This is a genomic window from Herbidospora sp. RD11066 (assembly GCF_054661255.1).
Map to the genome: position 1 here is coordinate 215,515 of NZ_BAAGDO010000008.1, position 17,765 is coordinate 233,279.

Sequence of the window (17,765 nt, forward strand, 5' to 3'; positions counted from 1 at the left end):
TCTTCTCAGAGGCGGTCGTTACCGTGTGAAACGTGACGGAAGAAACACCCCGGCTCCTGGTCGTGGACGACGAACCCGCCCTGCGTGACGCCCTGCGGCGCAGCCTGGAGTTCGAGGGATACCGGGTCGGCACGGCCTCCGACGGGCTGGCCGCGCTGGCCGAACTCCAGCGCGAGCCCTACGACGCCCCCTACGACGCCGTGCTGCTCGACGTCATGATGCCGCGCCTCGACGGGCTGACCACCTGCCGGCGGCTGCGCGCGGCCGGTGACCACGTGCCGATCCTCATGCTCACCGCCCGCGACGCCGTCGGCGACCGGGTCTCCGGCCTGGACGCCGGCGCCGACGACTACCTGGTCAAACCGTTCGAACTCGACGAACTGCTGGCCCGGGTGCGGGCCCTGCTGCGGCGCAGCACCCTGGCCGCGCCCGCCTCCGACGAGCTGACCTTCGAGGGGCTGCGGATGAACCCGCAGACGCGGGAGGTCCGGCGCGGCAAACGGCCCCTCGACCTGACCCGGACCGAGTTCCTGCTGCTGGAGCTGTTCCTGGCACACCCGCGCCAGGTGCTCGGCCGGGAGCAGATCCTCAGCGCGGTGTGGGGGTTCGACTTCGAGCCGTCGTCCAACTCCCTGGACGTCTACGTCATGTACCTGCGCCGCAAGACCGAGGCCGACGGGGAACCCCGGCTGATCCACACCGTGCGCGGTGTCGGCTATGTCCTCAAGGCGGCGTCGTGAGCCTGCGGCGGCGCGTGACGTTCGTCATCGCGGTGGCGGTGGCCGTCGCGATCGCCGTGTGCGCGGGGGCGAGCTGGCTGATCGTCCGCGACCAGATGCGCGACCAGCTCATCGAGTCGCTGGAGGCCTTCCCCGTCCTCGACGGGCAGGTGGCCCAGGCGCTGGCCCGCTGCGGCCACGACGACAGCGACCTGCCGTGGGACCCGTCGGGGCGCGGTTTCCAGCTCGTCCGGTCGGACGGGTCGGTCTGCCAGGGCGGTTCGTCCAGTCTCGACCCGCTTCCGGCCGAATGGGCGCTGGCCTCCGCCGACGGCGCGCCGGTGGTCCGCGACGGGGTGCTGCGCGGCAAGTACCAGACGCCCGTCATCGCCCGCACCGAGTCGTTCAAGCCCGGCACCGCGCTGACCGTCTTCCGGTCGACCCGCGAGATGGACACCTCGCTGCGGGTGCTCGGCCTGGTGCTCGCCGGGGTCTGCGCCGTCGGCGTGCTCGGCGCCTGCCTCACGGGGCTTTCTCTCGCCCGCACCGCCCTGCGCCCGGTCGCCTCGCTGACCGGCGCGGTGGAACACGTGGCCAGGACCGAGGACCTGGAGATCCGCATCCCCGTCGACGGCAAGGACGAGATCGCCCGCCTCGGCGCCGCCTTCAACACCATGACCGCCGCCCTCGCGGCCTCCCGCGACCGCCAGCGGCAGCTCGTCTCGGACGCGGGCCACGAACTGCGCACCCCGCTGACCTCGCTGCGCACCAACATCGACCTGCTGCTCCGCAGCGAGAACACCGGCCGCCCGCTGGAGCCCGACGCCAAGCGGCTGCTGCTGGTCAGCGTGAAGGAACAGTTCGAGGAGATGTCCTCCCTCATCGCCGACCTGCTGGAACTGTCCCGCAACGCCGAGACGGCCGGGGCGGTCGGCGAGGTGGAGTTCCAGGACGTGGTGTCCGCCGCCGTCGACCGCGCCCGGCGCCGCGGCCCCGGGCTGGTGTTCGACGTGGAGTTGTCCCCGTGGCGGGTGTGCGGGGACGTGCGCGGGTTGCAGCGCGCGGCGGTTAACATTCTGGACAATGCGGTCAAGTTTAGCCCAGAGGGGGGCACGGTGACCGTTCGATTGCGGGACGGAGAACTGACCGTCCGCGACGAGGGCCCAGGCATCGCCGACGAGGAGCTTCCGCACGTCTTCGAACGCTTCTGGCGCTCACCCGCCGCGCGCAGCCTGCCCGGTTCGGGCCTCGGCCTGGCCATCGTGGCCCAGGCGGTGCGCGCCGCCGAAGGACGCGTGGACCTGGCGAGCGGCCCGCACGGCGGGACCACGGTGACGGTCGTGCTGCCCGGAACCGCCGCGTGATCGAAATCGTGCTGCCCGTCTACAACGAGGAACGGGTGCTGGCGTCGAGCGTCATGGAACTGCTCGACCACCTCAAGCGGGAATGCCCGTTCCCTGCCCAGGTGACCATCGCCGACAACGGCTCGACGGACGGCACCTGGTCGGTGGCCAGATCACTGGACAATGTCCGGACCATCCGCCTGGAGGGCAAGGGCCGGGGTCTGGCGCTGCGTGAGGCCTGGTCGTGGAGCGAGGCCGACGTGGTGGCGTACATGGACATCGACCTGTCCACCGACCTGGCCGCCTTCGTGCCGCTCGTCACGCCGCTGCTGTCGGGGGAGGCCGACATCGCGGTCGGAACCCGGCTCGCGCCCGGCGCCTCGGTCGTCCGGGGCCGCAAACGCGAACTCATCTCCCGCAGCTACAACCGCCTGCTGCGCGGGGTCGGCGCGACCTTCAGCGACGCGCAATGTGGCTTCAAGGCGCTGCGCGCCCCCGTCGCCCGCGCATTACTGCCCCACGTGACCGACGACGCCTGGTTCTTCGACACCGAACTGCTGCTCAAGGCGCAGTGGCGCGGCCTGCGCATCCACGAGGTGCCGGTGCGGTGGGTCGACGACCCCGACAGCAGCGTCGACGTCCTGCGCACCTCGATCGCCCAGCTGCGCGGCCTCGCCCGGGTGGTGTCGGAGCGCGATCGCGGGGTAGCCGGAGGCGCATGGACAAACAGGCATTCATCGCGCTCCTGAACGAGGACCTTGAGAGCGAATACCGCTCGATCGTCCAGTACACCCAGCACGCGGCGACCATCAAGGGCGCCGAATACCAGCCCATCGTCGAAGAGATGCGCGCCCACCTGACCCAGGAACTCGAACACGCCTCGGCTCTGGCCCAGCAGATCGACTTCCTCGGCGGCGTCCCTTCCGTGAAAGTCCCCTCGATCCCCGACACCCCCGACGGGGCCTCGGCTCTGCGCCTCGACCTGGAGCTGGAGGAGAACCAGCTCGTCCGGTATCGGGAGCGGGTCGAGCAGGCGATCGAACTCGGCCTCCCCGACGTGGCCGAAGCCCTGCGCCCCCTGCTCCAGCAGACACAGGACCACGTCATGGACTTGCAGGGCGCCCTCGGCGCATGACCGCGTCGACCGCCGTCGCGGTCCGTCCGCGCAGGATGACGGGGTTGACCTCGGCGAACACGAACCCTTCCCGAAGGGTCATGCCGGCGATGGCGACGGCGGTCCGGGCGAGGGTCGTGATGTCCGGGATGAGCCTGGCGGCCTTCAGTTTCTGTACGTTTTCCGCCACGCGCTCCGGGGTGATGGGGAGCGGGATGACGGCGGCGTCGTCGAAGACCTCGACCCAGGCCCCGCCCAGGGCGATGACGACGACCGGGGTGACGGCGTCGTACCGGACCGAAACCATGACCTCGACGCCCTGGGGGAGCATCTCCTCGATGAGGACGGGCGGCGGGATCTGCCTGAGCGCCCTCTCCAGGTCCCTAGGTGTCGAGACACCGAGGATGACACCGCCGTGGGCGGCTTTGTGCCGGACGTCGGCGGAGTCGACCTTGACCACAACGGTGCCGAGCTTCTGCAGAAGCGCCTCGGCCTGAGCGAGGTCATCGGCGATTCCCCCTTCGGGGACGGCGATGCCGTGAGCCTTGAGGTGGGCCTTGCCCTCCACCTCCCGGAGCCAGGTGTATTGCACTTCGGCCGGGGCGTGTTGAGTGTGGCGTGAATAGTCGGCGATGGCGCGCAGGCGGCGGGGGTCAGGCCGGGCGGTCATGGCGTTGGCGCAGATCAGGCCCTCGGTCAGGCCTGCCACCGGCACTACGCCGAGGTCGGTGAGGTGTTCGGCGGTGGCTTCCGGCATGAGGTCGGGGAGCGTGGCGGCCACCACGACCGGGATGTCCAGGTTGTCGGCCGCCTGGGTGATGCCGTTAAGGGCGGCGTCCCACATTTCTTCCTGCTCGGGATCCAGGGTCTCCGGCCGGTCGTAGTAGGCGAGGAGCACGCCGATCGACGGGTCACTGCCCGCTGCGGTGATGATGTCGGCCGTTCGACGGGTCTCGCCGAAAATGACGGCGGTGTAGTCGAGGGGATTGGTGGCGGTGGCCGTACCGGGGAGAAGGCCTTTCAGCGCCTCGGTGGTGACGGCGCTCAGCGTCGGTAGCGGGACCTTCAGCCGGGCGGCCTCGTCGGCGGCGATGGCGGCATCGCCCCCTGAACAGGTGACCACCAGGACCCCGGTTCGGTTGTTCCACAGCGTGTCGTGTTTCTTGGTGCTGCTCAGTGCTTTGGCCAGTTCGAGGAGTTCGTGGGGGTTGCGGGCCCAGGCGCCGCCCGCCTCCTCGATCAGTGCCCTGAGGACGCGGTGGTCGCCCGCGACGGCGCCGGTGTGCGCCCCTGCGGCGGCGGCGCCCTGTTCGCTGGAGCCCGCCTTCAGTACGGCCACCCGGATGCCGCGCTCCGCCGCCAGCGCGAGGGCCTCCGGCAGGCCCGCGTCCTCGGATTCGAGGTAGAGCGCCACCGACGTCACGCCGTCGAGTTCGGCCAGAGCGGTGAGGTAGTCGGACGCGGTCAGGACGGCCTGGTTCCCGCAGGAGATGACGGTGTGCAGTCGCAGCGCGCGCCTGCTGAGCAGGGCGTTGACGGCGACGTTGCCGCTCTGCGAGATCAGCGCCACCGGGCCGGGCCGCCGGGGCAGGTAGGCGTCACCCCACAGGGGCGCGTTGCCGACCACGGAGACGATGCCGTTCCCGTTGGGCCCGCAGACGGGCAGGTCCCAGGTCAGCGCGGTCTGGCGGAGCTCCTCCTGAAGCCCCCGGCCTTCCGGGATCTCGGCGAAACCGGCCGCGAGTACGACCGCACCGCCACACCCTCGTTCCCCCGCCTGCCGCAGAAGCGCGGGCACCGTGGCCGCCGGAGTCGCGATCACGAGCGCGTCAGGGGCGATGGGCAGGTCGCCGATGGTCGGCACACACGACACGCCGTGGACCTCGCGGGCCGTGGGGTGCACCCCGTACACGGGGCCCGGGAAACCGGCGGTGACCAGGTTGGCGACGGCCTGGTTCCCATAGGAGCCGGGGCGCGTCGAAGCGCCGACGACGGCGACCGAACGGGGAGCGAGCAGGCGCACGGGTCTCACCCCCTCCACACTGGTTGGTCGACCAGTCAGCAGTCAAGGTGTGTCGTCAACGCGAGGCGGTGCTGGGGTAGAGTTGCCGGGTGCGCAGCGCGGAGGGCGCCCGGAGCAGCCGGGCCGATCAGGCAGATCAGCGCCGGGCCGAACTGCTTGATGCCGCCCGGCGTGTCGTGCTCGAGCGTGGGCTCGCCAGCACCCGGGTCTCCGACATCGCGAAAGCGACCAACGTCAGTGGCGGGCTGATCCACTACCACTTCGCCACCAAAGACGACCTGATCACCGCCATGCTGCGCGCGACCTCGGAGAGCGAGGTCAGGCGCCTGCGCGAGATCATCGCCGGTCCCGGCACGGCGGTTCAGCGCCTCGACCGGGTGCTGCGTTTTTATATCCCGAACTCGCGCTCCGACCAGAGCTGGATCCTGTGGCTCGACGCCTGGGCGCTCGGGGTGCGCGAGCCGCATGTGCGCGAGATCCTCCTCGAACTCGAGGGCGGCTGGATCGAGATCCTGTCCGAGGTGATCTCGGAAGGTATGGCCGCCGGCGAGTTCACCTGTGACGACCCCCAAGGCGCTGCTGAGCGGCTCGACGGGATGCTCGACGGGCTCGTGGTGCGCTACACGCTGCATTCGGGGGCGATGTCGCGGAAGCGACTGCTGGAGCACGCCCGGATCGCGGCGGCGCGCGAGGTCGGCGTAGAACGGTCGACGTTTCCCGCCTGACCTTCGTGCTGAACGGCCCCTTCGTGCGGTGAAGGGCTCTCGAAGTTCTTCCGTGTCGATTTCTGATCGCTCGAGTGGCCTCGGCGCGCGCTCGATGCGGCGAGCGGTCGCACGCTGGTCAAGTCTCGGTGGGTGAGAGCGGCATCCCCGGCATGACCGACAGGTGATGTTGGGGTCGGCCGGAAATAGGGGAGCTCGTCCAGGAGGCGAGGACTGATTGTCCCTGTTCGGGAACCGCGAGATGAGGGCAGATCGCGATTGGGAGGTCGGTTACCCCCGGTGGGTATGCCGTCGCAGGACATTCTCGGTCTCCGAACGGACCTCAACGTGATCGGCCGGGATTTCTTGCTGGGGTGAATCGGGGCAGGTCGGTGTCGGTGGCTTGACAGGATGATCGCTTCCCGATTTGACTGGGTCGCCAGTCAGGGATCGTTGGGGAGAGCGACATGTCGCTGATACGGCTGTCGGATGAGCAGATCGAGTTGCGCGAACGCGCCAGAGCCTTCGTCGACGACGTACTGATTCCACGGGAGGAGTCCGCCGAGCGGGCCTTCGGGCGGCTGCCCTCCTCGGACGTCACCGAGATCATGAAAGCGGCGCTGGCCGCGAGGCTCAACGGAGGCCGGCACGCCGTCGAGCACGGCGGCCAGGGGTGGTCGGCCACCGACTACGTCGTGGTGCAGGAGCAGTTCGGGCGGAACACCAATGGTCTGTGGTGGTGGGTCCCGGATGCCTACAACGTCCTGTCCGCCGGTACCTCCGGGCAGATCGACCGCTACCTCCGCCCCGCCCTGCGTGGCGACGGATGGGTCTCCTACGCCGTGACCGAGGAACACGCCGGATCCGACCCCTCGGGCATCGCCACCTCCGCAGAACGGGTGGGTGCCCGCTGGCGACTCGACGGCGAGAAGTGGTTCGTGACCAGCGGCGATGTCGCGGCCGTCCACATCGTGGTGGCCGTGGCCGAGGGTCATGGCCCGACCCTGTTCCTCGTCGACGCCGAAGCCGACGGAGTCGAATACCTGGACGATCCGCCCTTCACGCACTCCTTCCCGCACGGCCACCCGACCCTGCACCTGAACGGCGTCCTCGTCGACGACGACGCCGTTCTCGGTGGCCTGGGCCGGGCCGACGCGCTCCAGCAGAACTGGTTCGTCGAGGAGCGCCTGGGCATCGCCGCGCACTGCGTCGGCGCGATGGGCCGGCTACTGGATGAGGCCGTTTCGTGGGCATGCGAGCGAGAACAGGGCGGTTCGCGGCTCATCGACCACCAGGGCGTGGCCTTCCCCCTGGCCGACTCGGCGGCCGACGCGGCGGCGGCCCGGTTGATGGTCTACGAGGTGGCCGCGCTGGCCGACGCGGGGGCGGACCGGAAGGTCGTCCACGCCAAGGCGTCGCTGGCGAAACTGTTCGCGTCGGAGGCGGCGTGGCGGTGCGCTGACAGGGCGGTGCAGACGTTCGGCGGGCGGGGATACATGCGGACCAACGTGGCCGAAAGGTTCCTCCGTGAACTCCGGGTGGACCGCATCTGGGAGGGCACCAGCGAGATCCAACGGCTGATCATCGCCCGCTCGATGGAACGCCGCGGCGTGGCCCGAGTCATCTCCTAGCTTCGGGAGCGCCGCCGTCGTCCCAGAAAGACGTTCCGTTACGGCTACCGCCCACCCTGGGGCCATCCACAGAGCAGCCGAAGCTACACAGAACTCGCAAGGCGGGGGCCGGGTTCTGTCGGTGGGTGTTTGTAAGGTCGCGGCATGACTCCAGTCACGATTCTCGGACTAGGCCCGATGGGGCAGGCGATCACCCGGGCATTCGTCACCGCAGGTCATCCCACCACGGTGTGGAACCGCACTCCGGGCAAGGCCCCGGAAGGCGCCGTGGAGGCCGCGACGGTGGCCGAGGCGGTCGGCGACCTCACCCTGGTCTCCGTCATCGACTACGACGCGGTGTCGGCCATCCTCGACGCCGATGCCCTGCGCGGGAAGACGCTCGTCAACCTCACCGCCGACACCCCTCACCGGGCCAGGGAGATGGCCGCCTGGGCCGCCGACCAGGGCATCTCCTACCTGGAAGGCGCCGTGGCCTGCCCGACCACGGCCATCGGAACCCCTCACGGCCTGATCTTCTACAGCGGCCCCACCGGCCTGTTCTCCCGGTGGGAGGCCGAACTCTCGGTGCTCGCCACCCCGATGTACCTGGGTGAGGACCCCGGCCGGGCCGCCGCCTTCGACGTGGCGATCCTCGACACGTTCTGGAACGCCCTGGCCGGTGTGGTCCACTCCTACGCGCTGGCGGAATCCGAGGGGATCTCGGCGGCGGAACTCACGCCGATGCTGCGGGGCCTGGGGGAGATCCTCCCTTCGCTCATCGACGAGTGCGGCTCGAACCTCGAAACGGGCGAACACCCCGGCACGGCGTCGTCGATCCGGTCGGCGCGCTCCGCGATCTCCCACGTGATCGCGGCCTCGGAACGGGCCGGGCTCGACACGGGGGCGTTGCGCGCGGCCCGTGCTTACGCCGAGCGGGCGGTGGCCGACGGGCGGGGTGACGATGGTTTCTCGCTGCTGATGCGATATGTCTACGGGTAGGTGCTCTCGTCGTATAACGGGTTCTGGAGAGAGCGGGGAATTCCTCAATGGCGGCGGCTTCCTTCGTCGGGCTGTCGCCATGGCCGTCGGATGATTCTCCCCGCATCGAGCTGGAGACGCCGACCGGGCTCATCGACCTCCACAACAACGCGAACCTCGTGAGCGTCGGTATATCCGTCGACCCCGCCGAACTGGTCCTGTCCTTCAGTCACGCACACGACTGGCGGGAGATCGATCCCTCGAAGGTGAATGTCCGGCTGGTCTTCTCCGGCGTCCAGGCGTTACGTGTCGCGCAGGACGCCGACTATGACCCGCGGGCCGGTGACACCCTTGAGGGCATTGTCCACCGGGTGATTTCGGGGCGGTCGGAGTTCGAGATCGACGCGGGAGACTGGTTCTTCGAGTTCTACGCCACGCAGGTGGCGATCGACATGGAGAGATAGAGGAGCCCATGCCCTACAGCAGTATTTCCGCCGGCCCGGAAGAGGAAGAGCCGCAGAGACGGCAGGCATGGCGAGTGCTGCGCATCGTGCTGTATGTCTTCTTCTATTTGGTGTCGCTGTTTTTCGGAGTGATAGCGCTCAGCGTCGAGCCTTATCGATATGCGTTCATCCCCGGCAATGAGCACATCGCCGATTCCGATCAGGTTCTGGGCGCCATGGTGGCGGCGGTCATCGGGCTTGTCATGGCCCTTCCGGCGTTACTCCTGTTCATTCGGTCGTGGAAGATGTGGCTGTTGACCAGCCTTCTCTTCGTTCTGTCGGGCATGGCCTTCTGGCAGGCCATGGACGCGTCGTCCGATGTGCCTCCCCCCGTGGTCACGGATGTCGGCTCAATGGGCGCCGGTGAACGAGCCAGCCGAGGAGTAACGCCAATACCGATGCGAGCACCAGTAACGTCGCCAGGGCGTTGAGCGCGGGTGTGGGCGCATTGCGTACAGAGCTGTAGAGCTTGATGGGGACCGTCACCGACGACGCGTCGGGGGACAGGAACGCCGAGATGACGAAGTCGTCCATCGACGACGCGAAGACGATCATGGCGCCGGCGAAGACGGCGGGGGCGAGCATGGGGAGCAGGATCAGGCGCACGGCGGAGAGGCGGCCGCAGCCCAGGTCGCGGGCGACCTCCTCGTAGTCGGTGCCGATCGACGCGAGCCGGGAGCGGACGATCACCACCACGTACGAGACCGAGAACGTCACGTGACCCAGGACCTGCGCGGGCTGGCCCAGCGGGATGAACAGGTACAGGTTCGTGAAGACCAGGTAGAGCGCGGAGCCCATCACGATCTCCGGGGTGGCCAGGGGGAGCAGCGTCAGGCCGCCCACCACCCGGCCGGTCCGGCCGCGCCATCGAGACAGCCCGAGTGCCATCGCGACGCCCAGCGGGGTGGCGATCAAGGTGGTCAGGCCGGCCACCGTCAGGCTGTTGATCAGGGCCAGGCGCAACGACGGGTCTTCGGCCACCGAGCCCGACGAGCCGAAGTACCACTGCAGGGAGAAGCCCTGCCAGGTGCTCCGAGAGCGGCCGTCGTTGAAGGAGAACTGGATCGCGACCAGGATCGGGACCAGCGACCACACGATGTAGGCCCACGTCACCGACGCGAGCACCCACGGACGTCGTCTCACGACACCCCCTCCTCGGCCCGGCGGCTGGAGATCAAGTAGTAGATCATCAGCGCCATGAGCAGCGCCGACAGCAGCAGGACGAGCGAGGCGCCCAGCTCCTTGCGGGTGCCGCCGAGCAGGTAGAACTCGATCTGGTTGGCGATCATCGTGGTGGTGGGCGAGCCCGAGACGATGGTGTTCGTGTAGTAGTCGCCGAACATCGGCAGGGCCGTGATGGCCGAGGCGGTGAGCAGGCCCGGCCGGGACAGCGGGAGCGTCACGTGCCAGAACGCGCCCCGGCCCGAACAGCCCAGGTCTCGCGCCGCCTCCAGGAGCAGGGGGTCGATCCGGTCGAGGGTGGAGAACAGGGGGACGATGAAGAACGGGATGTAGCCGTACACCAGGGCCAGCACGACCGTCACCGGGTTGCCGGACAGCCAGCGGACCGGTTCGTCGACGATCCGGGTGAACAGCAGCAGGTCGTTGATGTAGCCGTCGTCCTGGAGGAGGTTGAGCCAGGCCAGCATCCTGGTCAGGTAGTTCACCCACCACGGCGCCAGGATCAGGCCGAGGAGCAGGGCCCGGTGCCGTCCGGAGTGCCGGGCGACGTAGTAGGCGACCGGATAGCCGATGGCCACGCACAGTCCCAGGGCCAGGGCGACGTAGAGCAGGGTGCGCAGGAAGACGGGGCGCAGGTCTCCGGAGACCGATCGGGTGAGGATCTCGGAGAACGCGGTGAAGTCCCAGTAGCGGGGGTCCCATTCGGGGACGGGCGCGTTGAAGACCGGGTCGGTGTACCCGAAGGCCACGGCGGCGATGGCGTAGAACGGCACCGCGAACAGCAGCACCAGCCAGAGCGTGCCGGGCGCGGCGAGGAACGCCCAGAAGCCGCCACCCCGAGGCCGGCGGCGCCGGGTGGGAGCCCCGACATTTCGCCGCGAACGAGCGTCGAGGGGAGAAGGGGGTTCCGAAGAACCCCCACCGCCCCCGGTCACTGGCCTGCCTTGAACTGCGACCAGGTGTCGAGCCAGACCGCTTCCGCCGCCGGGGAGATCTGGAAGATCTGCTGGCTGCGGGCGTAGACGTCCGGGGTGACGATCGCCGACTTCAGCGCTTCGGTCACGAACTCGTCGGTGACCATCTTCTCGGGGGTGATCGCCGACAGCGCCGGCTGGTAGCCCGTGAACGAGAAGTTCTCCTGTGCCACCTTCGGATCCAGCAGATGGTTGAGCAGCATGTGGGCCAGCACCGGCTTCGACGCGGAGGCGGGCACGGCGAGCGAGTCGGTGCCGACCACGCCGAGGTCGTCGGAGGGATACCAGTAGCCGAGCACGTCGGCGTCCACGCCCTCGGGCAGGTACGACTGCGCGTTGATCATGTCGCCCGACCAGCAGTGATGGACCGTCGCCTGGCCCTCGGCGACCAACTGGTAGGCCGCGATCCCGGTCTTGATGTTCATCAGCGGGACGAGCTCCGAGAGCCACGTCCCCGCCTGTTTGATCTTCACCGGGTCCTCGGTGTTGATCTCCCGGGAGCCGTTCTTGAGCATCGCCAGGGCCAGCCCCTCGCGATGGTCGTCGATCAGGTACGCCTTGCCCTTGTAGGCGGGGTCCCAGAGCAGCCCGTACCCGAACCCGGCGGACACCTTGTCGGCCCGGTAGCCGATCCCGGACGTGTACGCGCAGTAGGGGACGGAATACCGCGACCCGTCGTCGTAGAACGGCGACTGGAGTTCGGGCCAGGCGTTGGCCAGGTTCGGCAGGTACGTCTTGTTCAGCGGCCGCAGCAGCTTCCCGACGGCCGCCTTCCCGATCACGTCAGGGGTCGGGAACCACACGTCGAACGACGCCCCGGGCGTCCGGAGCTTGGAGATCGCGTCTTCCATCGTGTTGAAGGTCGTCAACTCGACCTCGACCCCGTGGGTCTTCCCGAACGCCTTCAGCACGTCCGGTGACACGTACTCGGGATAGTTCAAGATCTTGAGCACCCCGCCGGACTCCGGGGAGAGGCCGTCCGCTATCGGAGGGATGTCGTCGTGCAGGGGCAACGAACCCGGTGAGTCTGTTCTCGTGAGCGGCACTGCGGAGGACCCCGTCGGGCGGCCGGGCCGCTCGCCTCCGCATGCCGCCGTCGCAGCTAAGGCGCTGACCAGCAAAAACCTGCGTCGATCCATGCTGCTTCCTTTTCTGGTACCGAATCTCCTCTTGCCAGACTGACTGGTTGCCCAGTTAGTCTGCTGGTGTGGCCCCCATGGGCCGCAAGGCGTGCGGGCATAAGTTTTCCGGGTCGTAACGCCATGCAGAAGGGGTTCAAGCCGGTGAAACACGCATACGACGCGATCATTGTCGGGGGCGGGCACAACGGGCTCGTCGCCGCGGCCTATCTCGCCCGTGCCGGACTCTCCACCCTCGTCGCCGAAGCCCGTCCGGTCACCGGCGGCGCGGCCACGACCGAAACTCCCTGGGGACCTGACTTCAAGGTCACCGCTCTCTCGTACGTCATGAGCCTCATGCCCCCCACGATCCTGCGTGACCTGCGGCTCAAGGACCACGGCTACGAGGTCATCCCCATGGGTCCCAGCTTCGTCCCCTTCCCGGACGGCCGTTCCCTCCTGACCGAAACGGGCGATCCGGCCACCGATCACGCCCAGCTCGCCGCGTTCTCCCGCAAGGACGCCGAGGCGATGCCCCGCTACGAGGCCTGGCTCCAGGGCATCGGCGACGTCCTGTCCCCGCTCCTCATGCGGACCCCGCCCAACGTCGGCTCGATGCGGCCGAAGGACCTCATCGACCAGCTCCGGCTGGCCTGGGGGCTGCGCGGCCTGCGGACCCGGGGGACCGCCGACGCGGTCCGCCTGTTCACCATGTCCGTCGAGGACCTCCTCGACGAGTGGTTCGAGTCGCCGCAGGTCAAGGGCGTGATGTCGATCAACGGCGTCATCGGCACCTGGGCCGGACCGGCCGAACCCGGCACCGCCTACGTGATGATGCACCACACGATCGGCGACGTCGGCGACGGCCGGATGGGCTCGTGGGGCTACCCGATCGGCGGGATGGGCGCGGTCAGCCAGGCCATCCGCAGCTCGGCGGAGGCCTTCGGCGCGACCGTCCTCACCGACGCCCGTGTCCAAAAAATCCTGATAAAAGGCAACAAAGCCGCAGGTATAGCTCTAGAAAACGGCCAGGAGTTCACCGCACCGATCATCGTCGCCGCCACCCACCCCAAAACGACCTTCCTCCAGCACATCGACCGCGCGCACCTCCCCGACGACTTCGTCCACGACATCGAGCGCTGGCGCTCCCGCTCGGGCGTCGTGAAGATCAATGTCGCCCTTTCCGAGCTCCCGACCTTCCCGTCCAACCCCGGCGCCGACCTGACCGGCTCGGTCGAGCTCTGCCACTCCATCGAGTACGTCGAGCAGGCCTTCCAGGACGCCCGGTCGGGCGTCCCCGCGCAGCGGCCGTTCTCCGACTCGGTCATCCCTTCGACGGTCGACCGGACGATCTGCCCCGACGGCACACACATCATGTCGATGTTCACGCAGTGGGTCCCGCACACCTGGAACGAGGCGCCGCACACCGAGGAGCTCGACGCCTACGCCGACCGCGTCATCGACGGCTACGACCAGCTCGCCCCCGGCTTCAAGGCGTCGGTCATCCACCGCCAGGTCATCGGCCCCCACCAGATGGAAGAGGAGTACGGCCTGCTCGGCGGCAACATCTTCCACGGCGAACTCTCCCCCGACCAGCTCTTCCACCTGAGACCCGCCCCCGGCTACGCCGACTTCACCACCCCGGTCAAGGGCCTCTACCAGTGCAGCTCCGCCACGCACGGCGGCGGAGGAGTAACGGGCATCGCGGGCTACCTGGCGACCCGCCGCATCCTGAAGGACCGCAAATGGAACCGATGATCCCCGCTCCGCTGAACCTCGACGAGGTCCGCGAGTGTCTCAAGGCTCCCGGCCAGATGCTCCCGCAGGCCGCGTACACGGACGACGACGTGCTCGGCTGGGAGCGGAAGGTCGTCTTCGCCGGTGGGTGGGTCTGCGCCGGGCGGTCGGCCGACATCCCCAACCGGGGCAGGAAGGCCGTCGCCGTCGGCGACGACTCCGTTCTTCTCGTCCGCGACGACGACGCCACCCTCCGCGGCTTCTACAACGTCTGCCGTCACCGCGCCCACGAGCTGCTCCCCTGTGGCTCCAGTGCGACGGGTAGGTTCATCGCCTGTCCGTACCACAACTGGGTCTACAACCTGAAAGGCGACCTGCACCGCATACCGGGAGAACCCGCACCCAAGCTGGGCCTCGTGGAGGTCCCGGTCACCGAGTGGCACGGGTTCGTGTTCGTCAACGCCGACGGCCAGGCGCCGCCCATCCACGACTACCTCGACGGCCTGGACGAGATCGTCGGCCCGTACACCCTGAACGACCTCGACGTCGCCGCGTCCCACGAATACGAGCTCGACGCCAACTGGAAACTCGCGGTCGAGAACTACCACGAGTGCTACCACTGCCCGGCGATCCACCCGGAGCTGTGCGCCGTCTCCCCGCCCGACAGCGGCGACAACTACGTGCCGACCGGCCTGTGGGCCGGCGGACGGATGGACCTGATCGACGGCGCCGAGACCATGTCGATGGACGGCGCCTCGGCGGCCGGCCCCCTCCCGGGCATCGAGGGTGAGCGGCTGCGGATCGTCGAATACCTGCACCTGTTCCCGAACCTGCTGCTCAGCCTGCACCCCGACTACGTCATGACGCACGTCCTCGAACCCCTCACCGCGACGCGGACCCGGGTCACCTGTCAGTGGCTGTTCCCGAAGGGCGTCACCGACGTCGGGTACGCCGTCGACTTCTGGGACCTCACCAACCGTCAGGACTGGGCGGCCTGCGAAGGGGTCCAGCGCGGCGTGAGCTCACGCGGCTACCGGCCGGGGCCCTTCTCGGCCGACGAGGACGTCACCTTCCAGTGGATCGCCACCGTGGCGACCGCTTATCTCACGGGCCGCGCGCCGGCCCTGCCCGAGAGGATCTAACGATGACCGTCGTCAGCGAGCCCACCACGGCTCGCGCACTGGACGACCTGATCGCCCTCCAAGAGGTCGCGTTCCTCGCCAGGACCGTCGAGTCCCGGCGCGTGCGCACCGAATGCTCCGATGTCTTGCCCGGGGGAGTCGCCTCCAACTGGCAGGACGCCCCGCCCGGGGTCGTGTGGATCTCGCACGGCCAGGGGTCCCGCGTCGTCGACCTCGACGGCACCTCGTACGTCGATCTGCACGGCGGGTTCGGCGTGAACCTCGTCGGGCACGCCCATCCGGCAATTGTGCGGACCATCGACGAACGGGTCAGAAGAGGCACCCACTTCGCCCAGCCCACCCAGGACACCGTCGTCGTCGCCCGGCTCCTCGCCGAGCGGTTCGGGCTGCCGATGTGGCGGTTCGGCAACTCCGGCACCGAGGCCACCATGGACGCGGTGCACCTCATGCGCGCCGCCACCGGGCGCATGAAGATCCTCAAGGTCGAGGGCAGCTACCACGGCCACCACGACTCCGTGCAGGTCAGCGTCTATCCCACCGTCGAAGAGGCCGGGCCGCCGCTGCGTCCCCGCTCCGTGCGCTACAGCGTGTCCGTCCCGCCGGACCTCGCCCGGCTGACCGTCGTCGTCCCGTTCGGCGATCTGGAGGCCGTCGAGCGGGCGCTCATCGAGAACTCCGGCGAGGTCGCCGGCATGATCCTCGAACCCGTCATGATGAACATCGGGCTCATCCCGCCGCCCGACGGCTACCTGGCGGCCCTGAAGGACCTCCTGCACCGCCACGGCGCCTACCTCGCCTTCGACGAGGTGAAGACCGGGCTCTCGGTCGCACCCGGCGGCGCCTCCGAACTACTGGGCGTGACGCCCGACCTGCTCTGCCTGGCCAAGGCGCTCGGCGGCGGCCTGCCCTGCGGGGCGATCGGCGGCACCCCCGAACTGATGCGGCTGATCTCCGAGGGGGTGTACGAGCAGGTCGGCACGTTCAACGGCAATCCGCTGACCATGGCGGTCGCGGCCGTCGTGCTCCGGGACGTGCTGAATACGGACGCTTATCGTCACTTCGACCGGCTGCGCTCGGTAATGGCCGAAGGGGTGACCGGCATTCTCCGGACTTATGGAATGCCGGGTTATGTCCAGGCGTATGGCGCGAAGGGCTCGGTAATATTTCACCAGAAACTCCGCGACTATCGCGACTTTCTGGAGTACCCCGACGAATGGGGCCAGGCGCACTGGCTCTACCAGCACAACGGCGGGGTCTTCCTGCCGCCGTGGGGCAAGTGTGAGCAGTGGACGCTGTCGGTCCAGCACGGCGAGGCCGATGTGCGCAGGTTCCTGGTGAACCTCGAGGCCATGGGCCGTGACTACGCGGGAAGCGCGGCCATCAGGTAGGCGAGGCGGGCGGCGGCGTCTTCGACCGACTCGACCGTGCCGAGCCGGTAACCCCACGAGGTCACGAAGGCGCCGCGGTCGGTGCAGGTCACCGTTTCCTCGAGCGTCTCGGAGAAACGATTCCGCACGTGGACCGCGGGTGGGTTGGCGCTCAACAGGCGCACCGAAAGGTCGATGTGATCCCGTGTCGCATCGGCGAATCGTTCAAGACACCACAATGTGTCAACCATCGCACAATCACCTCCCGGCTGAGGGAAAAGGATTGCACGCTCCCGTCACATGAGGCAAGCAATTGCTCTTACGAATCAGGAGATTGTTTCCCCAATTCGTCGATCACGCGGACGATGACCGCGCGCGCCTCGTCGCGATAGGCGGCGGCGCCCGCGAAGTCGTCGAAGGCGCGGCCGTAGAAGGTGATGTCGTCGGCGTCCCTGAGCAGCAGATCCTTGGTGAACGTGGCCACGCCGACGAGCGCCTCGTTGTAGATGGCGAAGCTGTTCAGCGGGGAGGCCGGCAGCGGCGTCTCGAACGGGATCACGCCGAACTCGACGTTGGGCAGCGTGGTGATCGCCAGCAGCCGGTCCATCTGGCCGCGCATCACGTCGACCGGGGCCAGCCGCACGTGCAGCACCGCCTCGGGCACCACGAAACGGAACTGGCGCTTGGGGTCGTAGAGGATCTCCTGGCGCTGCATGCGCACCCGGATCGCCGCGTCGACGTCGTCGACCGCCTCGTAGACCCGGCGGACCTTCTGGAAGATGTTCCGTGAGTACTCCGCGGTCTGGAGCAGCCCCGGAACCAGCCCCGCCTCGAAGATCCGCAGCGTGCGGATGCGCGCTTCGAGGTCGCGCACGTCCTCCTGGAGCGCCGCGAGCCCGCCCTTGTGCCGGGCCTTCCACGAGTCGTGCCGCTCGACCAGGCCGACCGCCTGCTGGATCAGCAGGTCGACCACGCCGGGTTCGGCGGCGACGGCCTGCGCCCAGACGACCACGTCGTCTTCGGTCGGGGTCTGCCGCGCGTTCTCGATGCGGGAGACCTTCGACGGCTGCCAGTTCAGGCGCTCCGCGAGATCTTTGCCCGACAGGTGAGCGGCCTCGCGGAGCTGCCTGAGCTGGATGCCCAAGTCGATGCGTGCCTGCTGAAAACCGCTCACTCGATCCCTCCCGGCATGGTGCGGACCAAGTTAGACCGCGGTTCCCCACTCAGGCCATAGGGAGCTCCCTAATCGTG

18 protein-coding genes are annotated in these 17,765 nt (G+C 68.6%); 12 read left to right on the forward strand and 6 right to left on the reverse strand.

The features are described 5' to 3' along the window. Positions 1 to 32 precede the first annotated feature (32 nt). Genes ACYQ78_RS28370 through ACYQ78_RS28385 form a run of 4 tightly spaced genes read left to right on the forward strand, consistent with a single transcriptional unit; the run spans position 33 to position 3,197 of the window. Complete coding sequence (locus ACYQ78_RS28370; RefSeq protein ID WP_459803992.1) at positions 33 to 740, forward strand: response regulator transcription factor; 708 nt, start codon at positions 33 to 35, stop codon at positions 738 to 740. Then, entirely contained in the window at positions 737 to 2,083 is a 1,347-nt protein-coding gene (locus ACYQ78_RS28375; protein ID WP_459803993.1) for a sensor histidine kinase, read from the forward strand. The genes ACYQ78_RS28370 and ACYQ78_RS28375 overlap by 4 nt, the downstream gene beginning before the upstream one ends. Beyond that, positions 2,080 to 2,811 carry a glycosyltransferase gene (locus tag ACYQ78_RS28380; protein WP_459803994.1) on the forward strand — a complete coding sequence of 244 codons (732 nt, stop codon included), beginning with the start codon at positions 2,080 to 2,082 and terminating at the stop codon, positions 2,809 to 2,811. Before ACYQ78_RS28375 ends, ACYQ78_RS28380 begins: the two co-directional genes overlap by 4 nt. After that, positions 2,781 to 3,197 carry a ferritin-like domain-containing protein gene (locus tag ACYQ78_RS28385; RefSeq protein ID WP_459803995.1) on the forward strand — a complete coding sequence of 139 codons (417 nt, stop codon included), beginning with the start codon at positions 2,781 to 2,783 and terminating at the stop codon, positions 3,195 to 3,197. Before ACYQ78_RS28380 ends, ACYQ78_RS28385 begins: the two co-directional genes overlap by 31 nt. Here the strand turns inward: ACYQ78_RS28385 and ACYQ78_RS28390 are convergent. After that, positions 3,166 to 5,208, reverse strand: coding sequence for an acetate--CoA ligase family protein (locus tag ACYQ78_RS28390; protein ID WP_459803996.1), 2,043 nt, complete (start codon positions 5,206 to 5,208; stop codon positions 3,166 to 3,168). The two genes, ACYQ78_RS28385 and ACYQ78_RS28390, sit on opposite strands and share 32 nt — an antisense overlap. 80 nt (positions 5,209 to 5,288) lie before the next feature. On the opposite strand from ACYQ78_RS28390, the gene ACYQ78_RS28395 reads away from it, so the two are divergent. The 5 genes from ACYQ78_RS28395 to ACYQ78_RS28415 all read left to right on the forward strand — a co-directional run bounded on the left by ACYQ78_RS28395 (position 5,289) and on the right by ACYQ78_RS28415 (position 9,425). Further along, the gene (locus tag ACYQ78_RS28395) at positions 5,289 to 5,924 is read left to right on the forward strand and encodes a TetR/AcrR family transcriptional regulator (protein WP_459803997.1); all 636 of its coding nucleotides are present in this window, start codon (positions 5,289 to 5,291) and stop codon (positions 5,922 to 5,924) included. Between the two features lie 446 nt (positions 5,925 to 6,370). Continuing rightward, positions 6,371 to 7,534: an acyl-CoA dehydrogenase family protein gene (locus tag ACYQ78_RS28400; protein ID WP_459803998.1), complete on the forward strand. Its 1,164-nt coding sequence runs from the start codon at positions 6,371 to 6,373 to the stop codon at positions 7,532 to 7,534. 144 nt (positions 7,535 to 7,678) lie between these two features. Beyond that, positions 7,679 to 8,512: an NAD(P)-dependent oxidoreductase gene (locus tag ACYQ78_RS28405; RefSeq protein WP_459803999.1), complete on the forward strand. Its 834-nt coding sequence runs from the start codon at positions 7,679 to 7,681 to the stop codon at positions 8,510 to 8,512. 47 nt (positions 8,513 to 8,559) lie between these two features. After that, positions 8,560 to 8,955: a hypothetical protein gene (locus ACYQ78_RS28410; protein WP_459804000.1), complete on the forward strand. Its 396-nt coding sequence runs from the start codon at positions 8,560 to 8,562 to the stop codon at positions 8,953 to 8,955. 8 nt (positions 8,956 to 8,963) lie between these two features. Next, positions 8,964 to 9,425 (forward strand): hypothetical protein, encoded by a 462-nt coding sequence (locus ACYQ78_RS28415; protein WP_459804001.1) that lies wholly within the window; start codon positions 8,964 to 8,966, stop codon positions 9,423 to 9,425. On the opposite strand, the gene ACYQ78_RS28420 is transcribed toward ACYQ78_RS28415, so the two are convergent. The 3 genes from ACYQ78_RS28420 to ACYQ78_RS28430 all read right to left on the reverse strand — a co-directional run bounded on the left by ACYQ78_RS28420 (position 9,331) and on the right by ACYQ78_RS28430 (position 12,103). Then, positions 9,331 to 10,137 (reverse strand): ABC transporter permease, encoded by an 807-nt coding sequence (locus tag ACYQ78_RS28420; RefSeq protein ID WP_459804002.1) that lies wholly within the window; start codon positions 10,135 to 10,137, stop codon positions 9,331 to 9,333. The two genes, ACYQ78_RS28415 and ACYQ78_RS28420, sit on opposite strands and share 95 nt — an antisense overlap. Further along, a complete protein-coding gene (locus tag ACYQ78_RS28425) occupies positions 10,134 to 10,964 on the reverse strand; it encodes an ABC transporter permease (RefSeq protein ID WP_459804003.1) in 831 nt (276 codons plus the stop codon). Before ACYQ78_RS28425 ends, ACYQ78_RS28420 begins: the two co-directional genes overlap by 4 nt. A 143-nt stretch (positions 10,965 to 11,107) precedes the next feature. Beyond that, entirely contained in the window at positions 11,108 to 12,103 is a 996-nt protein-coding gene (locus ACYQ78_RS28430) for a polyamine ABC transporter substrate-binding protein (protein ID WP_459804004.1), read from the reverse strand. Positions 12,104 to 12,433: 330 nt separating this feature from the next. On the opposite strand from ACYQ78_RS28430, the gene ACYQ78_RS28435 reads away from it, so the two are divergent. From ACYQ78_RS28435 to ACYQ78_RS28445, 3 genes are read left to right on the forward strand one after another with little or no spacing between them, the layout of a single operon-like run. Continuing rightward, complete coding sequence (locus ACYQ78_RS28435) at positions 12,434 to 14,026, forward strand: phytoene desaturase family protein (RefSeq protein WP_459804005.1); 1,593 nt, start codon at positions 12,434 to 12,436, stop codon at positions 14,024 to 14,026. Next, the gene (locus ACYQ78_RS28440) at positions 14,014 to 15,147 is read left to right on the forward strand and encodes an aromatic ring-hydroxylating oxygenase subunit alpha (RefSeq protein WP_459804006.1); all 1,134 of its coding nucleotides are present in this window, start codon (positions 14,014 to 14,016) and stop codon (positions 15,145 to 15,147) included. Before ACYQ78_RS28435 ends, ACYQ78_RS28440 begins: the two co-directional genes overlap by 13 nt. 2 nt (positions 15,148 to 15,149) lie before the next feature. Next, positions 15,150 to 16,535, forward strand: coding sequence for an aspartate aminotransferase family protein (locus tag ACYQ78_RS28445; RefSeq protein WP_459804007.1), 1,386 nt, complete (start codon positions 15,150 to 15,152; stop codon positions 16,533 to 16,535). Here ACYQ78_RS28445 and ACYQ78_RS28450 read toward each other — a convergent pair. Both ACYQ78_RS28450 and ACYQ78_RS28455 read right to left on the reverse strand, forming a co-directional pair. After that, positions 16,508 to 16,699 carry a hypothetical protein gene (locus ACYQ78_RS28450; protein WP_459804008.1) on the reverse strand — a complete coding sequence of 64 codons (192 nt, stop codon included), beginning with the start codon at positions 16,697 to 16,699 and terminating at the stop codon, positions 16,508 to 16,510. The genes ACYQ78_RS28445 and ACYQ78_RS28450 overlap by 28 nt on opposite strands. Positions 16,700 to 16,833: 134 nt before the next feature. Beyond that, entirely contained in the window at positions 16,834 to 17,688 is an 855-nt protein-coding gene (locus ACYQ78_RS28455; RefSeq protein ID WP_459804009.1) for a helix-turn-helix domain-containing protein, read from the reverse strand. Positions 17,689 to 17,765: the final 77 nt, after the last annotated feature.

Bases quoted from the DNA above. Each gene is read 5' to 3' on its own strand.
- ACYQ78_RS28385 (WP_459803995.1), top strand. From the start codon at position 2,781: ATGGACAAACAGGCATTCATCGCGCTCCTGAACGAGGACCTTGAGAGC.
- ACYQ78_RS28400 (WP_459803998.1), top strand. From the start codon at position 6,371: ATGTCGCTGATACGGCTGTCGGATGAGCAGATCGAGTTGCGCGAACGC.
- ACYQ78_RS28405 (WP_459803999.1), top strand. From the start codon at position 7,679: ATGACTCCAGTCACGATTCTCGGACTAGGCCCGATGGGGCAGGCGATC.
- ACYQ78_RS28410 (WP_459804000.1), top strand. From the start codon at position 8,560: ATGGCGGCGGCTTCCTTCGTCGGGCTGTCGCCATGGCCGTCGGATGAT.
- ACYQ78_RS28415 (WP_459804001.1), top strand. From the start codon at position 8,964: ATGCCCTACAGCAGTATTTCCGCCGGCCCGGAAGAGGAAGAGCCGCAG.
- ACYQ78_RS28440 (WP_459804006.1), top strand. From the start codon at position 14,014: ATGGAACCGATGATCCCCGCTCCGCTGAACCTCGACGAGGTCCGCGAG.
- ACYQ78_RS28445 (WP_459804007.1), top strand. From the start codon at position 15,150: ATGACCGTCGTCAGCGAGCCCACCACGGCTCGCGCACTGGACGACCTG.